Origin of the sequence: Pseudoalteromonas sp. meg-B1 (assembly GCF_003173795.1) — a bacterium.
Classification (GTDB): Bacteria; Pseudomonadota; Gammaproteobacteria; order Enterobacterales; family Alteromonadaceae; genus Pseudoalteromonas; species Pseudoalteromonas undina.
The window spans coordinates 832969-840697 of record NZ_QGQU01000001.1 but is presented as its reverse complement, the minus strand read 5'-3'; the positions used below and the strand labels follow the sequence as shown (position 1 = coordinate 840697).

Annotated in this window: 6 protein-coding genes and 5 tRNA genes; 10 read left to right on the top strand and 1 reads right to left on the bottom strand. The window is 42.0% G+C overall.

The genetic code is table 11. The annotated features are described in order from the left end of the window. Positions 1 to 34: 34 nt before the first annotated feature. The 5 genes from DK924_RS03930 to DK924_RS03910 all read left to right on the top strand — a co-directional run bounded on the left by DK924_RS03930 (position 35) and on the right by DK924_RS03910 (position 636). A tRNA-Gln gene (locus DK924_RS03930) sits at positions 35 to 109 on the top strand. Positions 110 to 173: 64 nt separating this feature from the next. Beyond that, positions 174 to 258 (top strand) — tRNA-Leu (locus tag DK924_RS03925). A gap of 40 nt (positions 259 to 298) precedes the next feature. Next, positions 299 to 373 (top strand) — tRNA-Gln (locus DK924_RS03920). 64 nt (positions 374 to 437) lie between these two features. Continuing rightward, positions 438 to 522: transfer RNA gene (locus DK924_RS03915), tRNA-Leu, on the top strand. Positions 523 to 561: 39 nt separating this feature from the next. Beyond that, positions 562 to 636, top strand: a tRNA-Gln gene (locus DK924_RS03910). Positions 637 to 792: 156 nt separating this feature from the next. Here the strand turns inward: DK924_RS03910 and DK924_RS03905 are convergent. Further along, positions 793 to 1974 carry an FAD-dependent oxidoreductase gene (locus DK924_RS03905; RefSeq protein ID WP_109874384.1) on the bottom strand — a complete coding sequence of 394 codons (1182 nt, stop codon included), beginning with the start codon at positions 1972 to 1974 and terminating at the stop codon, positions 793 to 795. A gap of 257 nt (positions 1975 to 2231) precedes the next feature. Between DK924_RS03905 and miaB the strand changes: the two genes are divergently transcribed. Genes miaB through lnt form a run of 5 tightly spaced genes read left to right on the top strand, consistent with a single transcriptional unit; the run spans position 2232 to position 7691 of the window. Continuing rightward, positions 2232 to 3677, top strand: coding sequence for a tRNA (N6-isopentenyl adenosine(37)-C2)-methylthiotransferase MiaB (gene miaB / locus DK924_RS03900; RefSeq protein WP_010388336.1), 1446 nt, complete (start codon positions 2232 to 2234; stop codon positions 3675 to 3677). A gap of 54 nt (positions 3678 to 3731) precedes the next feature. After that, the gene (locus DK924_RS03895; RefSeq protein ID WP_024601601.1) at positions 3732 to 4790 is read left to right on the top strand and encodes a PhoH family protein; all 1059 of its coding nucleotides are present in this window, start codon (positions 3732 to 3734) and stop codon (positions 4788 to 4790) included. A 4-nt stretch (positions 4791 to 4794) separates the two neighbouring features. Beyond that, positions 4795 to 5253: an rRNA maturation RNase YbeY gene (ybeY, locus tag DK924_RS03890; protein WP_109874383.1), complete on the top strand. Its 459-nt coding sequence runs from the start codon at positions 4795 to 4797 to the stop codon at positions 5251 to 5253. Between the two features lie 22 nt (positions 5254 to 5275). Further along, positions 5276 to 6160, top strand: coding sequence for a CNNM family magnesium/cobalt transport protein CorC (gene corC, locus DK924_RS03885; RefSeq protein ID WP_010388331.1), 885 nt, complete (start codon positions 5276 to 5278; stop codon positions 6158 to 6160). Then, positions 6141 to 7691, top strand: a complete 1551-nt coding sequence (gene lnt / locus DK924_RS03880; protein ID WP_181388740.1) for an apolipoprotein N-acyltransferase — start codon at positions 6141 to 6143, stop codon at positions 7689 to 7691. Before corC ends, lnt begins: the two co-directional genes overlap by 20 nt. Positions 7692 to 7729: the final 38 nt, after the last annotated feature.

The window sequence follows — 7729 nt, the reverse complement described above, 5'->3', positions numbered from 1 at the left end:
TGATAAGAATTAAAATTATCAGCAATTTCTTAGTTGGGATATCGCCAAGCGGTAAGGCACCAGGTTTTGATCCTGGCATTCCCAGGTTCAAATCCTGGTATCCCAGCCAACTTCTTCTACCAAAGAACGTTGTATAAGAAAACTCTGTTAAGAGTCTAAATATAAACTTGTATGCGGGAGTGGCGGAATTGGTAGACGCGCTGGATTTAGGTTCCAGTATCTTAGGATGTGAGAGTTCAAGTCTCTCCTTCCGCACCACATTCTTGATAAGAATTAAAATTATCAGCAATTTCTTAGTTGGGATATCGCCAAGCGGTAAGGCACCAGGTTTTGATCCTGGCATTCCCAGGTTCAAATCCTGGTATCCCAGCCAACTTCTTCTACCAAAGAATGTTGTACAAGAAAACTCTGTTAAGAGTATAAATATAAGCCTGTATGCGGGAGTGGCGGAATTGGTAGACGCGCTGGATTTAGGTTCCAGTATCTTAGGATGTGAGAGTTCAAGTCTCTCCTTCCGCACCATGTTCTTAAGTAGAACTAAAACTCATCCAAATTTAGAGTTGGGATATCGCCAAGCGGTAAGGCACCAGGTTTTGATCCTGGCATTCCCAGGTTCAAATCCTGGTATCCCAGCCAATTTGCACACGTCTTTGATTACACTTCACGATCTATCCTAAACTCCAATTATCTAACTTATATATTTAATTCTGTTTCTACCTTTATAACCTACACCCCTTTTTCTTGGGCATAAAAAAAGACCCAAATTTGAGCCTTTTAATAACTATAAGTATTTTAACTAAGCTCACCGCTTATTGCGTATTTCAGCACCCAGTTTTTTACCGGCCCTGTATTATTAGCTAACTTTAAAAATGTGCTGCGCGCCCATTTTAATGGGGCTATTTGATTTGAGAAACCAAAGTAGCAAGCATCCATCATACTCATCATTAATAAATTAGCGTTACGACGACTACGCTCGTATTCTTTAAGCATTAGCGGGCACCCTACATCATCAGCTGTACGTAACACTTCAGCTAAAGCAGCTACATCTTGAAAGCCTAAATTAACACCCTGTCCTGCCAGAGGATTAATGGTGTGCGCCGCATCACCCACTAAAACGAGTCTGCCTTGTGAATAATTATTGGCATGCTGCCTTGCCAGAGGAAATATAGCATGGCTTTGTACTTCAAAATCACCAGCAAGCTTTGGAAACTTTTCAATAATATGAGCCTTTAATTCGCTAGGTTGTAGGGCTTTAAATGCTTTGAGGGTATTTGCATCGTCATACCAAATTAAATTTGCATAAGGTGCTTTCATAGGTAAAAACGCAACAGGCCCTGTAGGTGTAAACTGCTGCCATGTTTTAACTTGTTGCGGTGCATCGAGCTTTATTAGCACGCCCATACAATGCTGCTGATATTGCCAACCAGTTATACCAATATTGGCTTTGCTGCGTAATTGTGATTGGCCACCATCCGCTGCAATGACTAAATCAGCAGTATAGCTTTGTTCGTTGTAGTGCAAGCTAATGCTGTCAGGGTTTTGCTCTATTGCCGTTAAAGCCGATGAAGGATTAATCATTTCAATATTATGTTGCACAAATTGCTGCCATAAACTGGCTTGAATTAGCTTATTTTCGATTAAATGACCTAAATGGGTGGTATTAATAGCATGACAATCAAATAATAAATGATCATTACCTCGTTCAAAGGCTTCTAATTGTTCATAGGGAGCCAATCTATTTGCTCTCAGTAATGGCATTGCACCGAGCTGATCAAGCAATTTTTCCGAAAAGCGATTAATAGCCGAAACACGTATATCAACGTCATCACTGTTAAGTACCTGTGGTGCATCTATTGGGTGTTTTTCAATAACACGTACGGCTTTGCCTTGTTGCGCTAATTTAATAGCCATAGCGGCACCAACCATGCCGCCCCCTACTACAATTACATTATTTTTAGTCATGTTTTTCATCATTTTAATTCTGACTTAACTCTGCTTAGATTGTATCGTAATTAGTTTGCTCAGTGTGAGCGCTTCGCTTAATTCTATTATTAAACCCATACTATATTGATTTCAGATCACAAACATGAAATCTATACTTGGTTTTGAGCGTGTATCCAGCTAAAATACGCGTCCTTTAAGTCGAGCGAAATTTTAATAATTCCGCCACTTATACCTGTTTCTAGCACATATTTGTGCCACTATCGAATTGAACACGAGGCTATATTTCAATGAGCAAAAAGCTGCATATTAAAACCTGGGGTTGTCAGATGAACGAATACGACTCTCAGAAAATGGCTGATCTTCTAGATGCTACCAACGGCTATCAGCTAACTGAAGAAGCTGCTGATGCTGATGTTATCTTACTTAACACCTGTTCAATTCGTGAAAAAGCGCAAGAAAAAGTATTTCACCAACTAGGTCGTTGGAAGTTATTAAAAGATGACAAACCAGACCTTATTATTGGTGTAGGCGGCTGTGTTGCATCACAAGAAGGTGATTCAATTCGCCAACGTGCTCCGTTTGTAGATGTTATTTTTGGTCCACAAACTTTGCACCGTTTACCTGAGATGATTAAACAAGTACAAGGCGATAAAGGTTCATCTGTAGTTGATATTTCATTCCCTGAGATTGAAAAATTTGACCGCTTACCTGAACCTAAAGCGGAAGGTCCTTCTGCGTTTGTATCAATTATGGAAGGTTGTTCTAAATACTGTACTTTCTGTGTTGTGCCTTACACCCGTGGTGAAGAAGTAAGCCGCCCTGTTGATGATGTATTATTAGAAGTTGCACAGTTAGCCGAGCAAGGCGTACGTGAAGTTAACCTATTAGGTCAAAACGTAAATGCATACCGTGGTGATACACACGATGGTGAAATTTGCTATTTCTCAGATCTAATTCGCTTAGTGGCTGCAATTGACGGGATTGACCGTATTCGTTACACCACCTCACACCCTGTAGAGTTTACACCAGACATTATTGATGCGTACGCTGATGTGCCTGAGCTGGTTGATCACTTACACCTTCCAGTACAAAGTGGTTCAGACCGTGTTTTAAACTTAATGAAACGCGGCCATACTGCTCTTGAGTACAAATCAACAATTCGTAAGTTACGTAAAATTCGCCCTAACCTAAGCATGTCGTCAGATTTCATCATAGGTTTCCCAGGTGAAAGCAAGGCCGATTTTGAAGCTACCATGAACCTTATCAACGATATTGGTTTTGATATGAGCTTTAGCTTTATTTACAGCGCACGCCCAGGTACACCAGCGGCAGATTTACCAGATGACGTAACCGAGCAAGAGAAAAAAGAACGCCTGTACTTATTGCAAAATCGTATTACGCAAATGGCACAGCAAATTAGCCGCCAAATGTTTGATACTGAGCAACGTATTTTAGTTGAAGGTCCTTCTAAGAAGAACCCGATGGAACTACGTGGCCGAACTGAAAATAACCGTGTAGTTAACTTTGTTGGCCCACACACAGTGATCGGTCAGTTTGTTGATGTACGTATTACCGAAGCGTTACCAAACTCTTTACGTGGCGATTTAATTCGTACAGAATCAGAAATGAACTTACGCCGCGAAATTGCGCCTTCTGCTATTTTAACCAAAGCAGCGAGTGAGCAAAAAACCGAGACAGCTAACGAAATTGGCGTTGCTACTTTCGTACCTTAGTTGCAAAAATTCATTGCGCCAGTTAACGCTGGCGCACTGTAATAGGAAGTAATTTTGAGTAATCAGTTAAAAACATTAGAGATTTATTTAGAACCTGCCGACAACAAACGCCTTTCTTCATTATGTGGCCCGTTTGACGAAAACATCAAACAAATTGAACGCCGTCTAGGTGTTGAAATTATTCATCGTGATAACTTTTTTAAAGTAACCGGTAAACTACACAGTAGCGCCGGCGCGGTAGAGATCTTAAAAAACCTTTATATTGATACTCAACCTGTACGTGGGGAAATTGGCGAAATTGAGCCTGACAACGTACATTTAGCCATCACTGAGTCTAAAGCGCTTGAGCAAGACACCTCTAGTAGCGCCTATGGCAAAGAAATGATGATTAAAACCCGTCGTGGCGTTATTAAACCGCGAAACGATAACCAAGGCTTGTATGTTGCTAACATTTTGCACCACGACATTACCTTTGGTATTGGCCCTGCAGGTACAGGTAAAACCTATCTTGCTGTTGCAGCGGCAGTTGATGCACTAGAGCGCCAAGAAATACGCCGTATATTGCTCACTCGCCCTGCGGTTGAAGCGGGTGAAAAACTCGGCTTTTTACCGGGTGACTTAAGCCAAAAAATAGACCCTTACTTACGCCCACTTTACGATGCCTTATTTGAAATGCTTGGCTTTGAGCGTGTTGAAAAACTGATTGAAAAAAACATCATTGAAATTGCGCCATTGGCTTACATGCGTGGGCGCACACTTAATGATGCGTTTATTATTTTAGATGAAAGCCAAAATACCACCACAGAGCAAATGAAAATGTTCTTAACCCGTATTGGTTTTAATTCTAAAGCAGTGATCACCGGCGATATAACACAAGTTGATTTACCTCGGGGTGCGCGCTCTGGTCTTCGCCATGCTATTGAAGTATTGGATGGCGTTGATGAAATTAGCTTTAACTTTTTCAAATCGCACGATGTGGTACGCCACCCTGTAGTAGCCCGCATTGTAGAAGCGTATGAGCGCAACGATGAGCGTGAACGCCTTAAGCGATTAGAGAAACAACAAGCCAAAGAAGCGCTTGCCGCTCAAGAGCAACCTGCTACTAAAGAGTAATACCGTGAAAACAGAACTTGATTTACAAATAGCGTGTAAGTTTGACAACTTACCCAGCCTTGAGCAGTTTGCCATGTGGGCCGATAAAGTACTTAGCCAATATCGTGATGAGTCTGAGCTGACTATTGTCATCAGCGATGAGGAACAGTCGCAACAGCTCAATAATGACTACCGAGGTAAAAATAAGCCTACCAACGTATTATCATTTGAATTTGAAGCGCCACCGGGTATTGATATCCCACTTGTGGGTGACTTAATTATTTGTCCTGCCATTGTTTTGGCTGAGGCGCAAGAGCAAGAAAAGTCATTTCATGACCACTTTGCTCATATGGTTATTCATGGATGCTTGCATTTACTTGGATTTGACCATATAAAGAGTGAAGACGCGTTAGAGATGGAAAGCATAGAAAAGCAATTACTTGCTGAACTAAACATAGCAGACCCATATCGGGACGATATTTAAATAAACGGAGCAATTAGACGTAATGAGCGACGATAACTCGCAATCTAGCCAGGGTTCTTCTGGCAAAACTTGGCTGGGTCGTATAACCCAGATGTTGCAAGGGGAACCCCAGAATAGAGAAGAGCTGGTTGAGGTAATTGCCGATGCCCAAGAGCGGGATGTAATCGATCCTGAAACCAAAGAAATGATTGAAGGTGTGCTTGGCGTGTCTGAGCTCAAAGTGCGAGATATTATGATCCCGCGCTCACAAATGGTCACTTTGGAAATTGATAGCCCGCTTGAAGAGCACATACCTATGATGGTTGACTCTACCCACTCTCGTTTTCCGGTAGTGTGTGAAGATAAAGACCATGTAGAAGGGATTTTACTCGCAAAAGACTTATTACCTCTCATTTTAAATAAAGATGAGCATTTACCATCGCTACGTGACTATTTGCGCCCTGCCATGGTAGTGCCTGAAAGTAAACGGGTGGATACCCTGCTTAATGAATTTCGTCAGCAACGCTACCATATGGCAATCGTGATAGACGAATACGGCGGTGTATCGGGTTTAGTAACCATTGAAGATATTCTTGAGATCATTGTTGGCGAAATCGAAGATGAGCACGATGAAGAAGAAGAACAACAAGATATTCGACAACTGGCTAAACATGTTTACGTTGTGCAAGCACTGACCCCTGTAGATGACTTTAACGAGCATTTTAAATCAGGTTACAGTTCGCAAGATGCCGACACTATTGGTGGTACCGTGTTACACGCCTTTGGCCATATGCCGAGCCGTGGCGAAACCATCGATATAGAGGGATTTCAGTTTAAAGTAACCAATTCTGATAATCGTCGTATATTGCAACTGCAAGTCACCATTCCTAAGGCTGATGATAACGACAGTGAAGAAACTGCTAACTAGTCTCACCCTACTAGCAAAAGATAAAAAAGCATGGCTCGCACTGGTTGCGGGCCTTGTTTTAACTTTTAGCTACGCCCCTTTTGGTATTTGGCCGATTGTATTTTTTAGCATAGGCTCGCTATTTTTTTGTATTCCTGCAAACCTCAATGGAAAAGTACATGCTAAAACAGCGGCTAAATATGGCTTTATATTTGGCCTAGGCTGGTTTGGTGCAGGTATAAGTTGGGTACATGTTTCTATCGCCACCTTTGGCGGTATGCCACTGGTCGCCTCAATTGCATTAATGGCACTGCTTTGTAGCTACCTTGCGTTATTTCCTGCGCTGGCGCTGTGGGCAACCACTCGCTTTTCAAACGGCTCTATAAGTTTTGCAGCGCTATTACTCCCTTGTTTTGCTATTAGTGAATATTTGCGTGCCAACCTGTTAACTGGTTTTCCTTGGTTAAGCTTTGGTTATACACAAACCGATAGCCCTCTGAATTCCCTTGCTCCTTTAATTGGTGAATTTGGGCTCACACTATTATGTATTGCCATAGGCTTTGCATTGTACAGCTTAACGCAAAAACAATTTAAAATGCCTGTTGCTATCGCTGCTGTGGTTTTGCTTGCCTTCACAAGCGCACATTTTACAAAGGCAACCCATTACTCCGATAAAGACCTGTCTGTGCTGCTTGTACAAGGTAATATAAAACAACACTTGCGCTTTGACCCCAGTGAGTTTTGGACCACCATGAGTAAGTATCAGGATATGACGCGCCGTCACTGGGATGCCGATTTAATTGTGTGGCCTGAAGCTGCAGTGCCGGAAATAGAAGCCCTTGCCGATTCATATTTAGCAGGTTTAGACAGTGCCGCCTCATTCAATAAAACTGCATTAGTGACTGGTATTGTCGATTACCAACGCGACACTAAAACCATTTTCAATACGCTAATTGTGGTCGGTAACAAAGAGCAAAATGATGAACACGGCCACTATCGTTACTTAGACAGTAACCGCTATCAAAAACATCAATTACTGCCGATTGGTGAGTTTGTTCCCTTTGAAGACATACTACGCCCCATCGCTCCGTTATTTGATTTGCCTATGTCATCGTTCTCTCGCGGTGATAAAGTGCAAAATAACTTACGTGCGAATGGCTTTAACCTACTGCCTGCTATTTGCTACGAAATAGTATTTGCCGATCTAGTGCGGGGTAATTATAAAAGCGACTCAGACATATTATTTACGGTGAGTAATGATGCTTGGTTTGGTGATTCAATAGGCCCTCACCAGCATATGCAAATTGCCCGCATGCGCGCCCTTGAACTACAACGTCCACTAATACGTGTAACCAACAACGGTATAAGTGGCGTATACGACCCCATAAGCCAAACACGCCAAACTATGCCACAGTTTGAAGCTACCACACTCAAAGCCAATATAAAGCTCATGCAAGGGGATAGCGTGTATAGCCAATACGGCAATGGGTTTGTATGGGGAGTTATATTGTTATTGGGTATGATTGGATTTGGGGTTAGGTTTAAGAAGTAAATTAGAGCTTTTAGCTATCAGCAACTGAAGATGATTTT

Coding starts and splice junctions, on each gene's coding strand:
- DK924_RS03905 (WP_109874384.1), bottom strand. CDS start 1,974: ATGATGAAAAACATGACTAAAAATAATGTAATTGTAGTAGGGGGCGGC.
- miaB (WP_010388336.1), top strand. CDS start 2,232: ATGAGCAAAAAGCTGCATATTAAAACCTGGGGTTGTCAGATGAACGAA.
- corC (WP_010388331.1), top strand. CDS start 5,276: ATGAGCGACGATAACTCGCAATCTAGCCAGGGTTCTTCTGGCAAAACT.